At 48.8% G+C, this 817-nt stretch carries 1 protein-coding gene and 1 pseudogene; one reads left to right on the top strand and one right to left on the bottom strand.

Annotation, left to right across the window (positions count from 1 at the left end):
- Positions 1-382: pseudogene (locus C5S62_RS05780) on the top strand (hemolysin); the annotation flags it as partial.
- Between the two features lie 120 nt (positions 383-502).
- Here the strand turns inward: C5S62_RS05780 and rd are convergent.
- Positions 503-667 (bottom strand): rubredoxin, encoded by a 165-nt coding sequence (gene rd / locus C5S62_RS05775; protein ID WP_104404455.1) that lies wholly within the window; start codon positions 665-667, stop codon positions 503-505.
- Between the last annotated feature and the right edge of the window lie 150 nt (positions 668-817).

The following is an 817-nucleotide window of genomic DNA, read 5'->3' as shown; positions in this document are numbered from 1 at the left end:
CTTCCTCAACAAACACTTCGGCGACCGCGAGAATCTCGTCTACCCTACCGACCCGCTCAAAATAGGCACCGACCCGACTCTACTGGAAAAACTCTTCTGCGAAACATCCTTCAAGGAAGACTATCACATCCTCAACACCGAAGTGCGCAAACTGGGATATAACATCCCTCCTTTGGTCAACGCCTATATGAGCCTCAGCCCCACCATGCGCGTATTCGGTACAGCCGTCAACCATGAGTTCGGCAACGTGGAGGAAACCGGCATTCTCATAGCTTTCGACGAAATACTGGAAGAGAAGCGCATGCGCCACATCGACACCTTTGTGGAAGAGCACCCGGAGAGTATGGACATTTTTTCCGAACTCTTTCTGAAAGACAAATAAGCGGGAGAGCAGACTGCCGGACTATTCGGACGGCTCCGCCTCATATACTATCCAGCACACAAACGGCAGACCATTCTTTGCGATGGTCTGCCGTTTGTGTGTTAAGCTGCGGGAATTTGCTTATTCTTCCGCCAGTTCAAACTGATCTTTACCCACTCCGCAGAGGGGGCATACCCAATCTTCGGGTATATCTTCAAAAGCAGTTCCGGGAGCTATGCCACTTTCAGGATCTCCTACTTCAGGATCGTAAACCCACTGACACACAGTGCAAATGTACTTCTTCATAATTGTTGTATTTGTGTTGTTAAATAAATATATAGGCCTGCAGGATGGAGGCTTACCCGCAAACATTGCGGAGAGCACCGGCCCAACCGGCAGAAGAATGATATTTTAAATATAAACGTTGCAGGAGGCAGACTTCATACGTTCCTCAAC

The sequence above is a fragment of the Prevotella sp. MGM2 genome (assembly GCF_002933955.1).
Classification (GTDB): Bacteria; Bacteroidota; Bacteroidia; order Bacteroidales; family Bacteroidaceae; genus Alloprevotella.
This window is presented reverse-complemented; position numbering and strand designations above follow the sequence as displayed.

Coding starts and splice junctions, on each gene's coding strand:
- rd (WP_104404455.1), bottom strand. CDS start 667: ATGAAGAAGTACATTTGCACTGTGTGTCAGTGGGTTTACGATCCTGAA.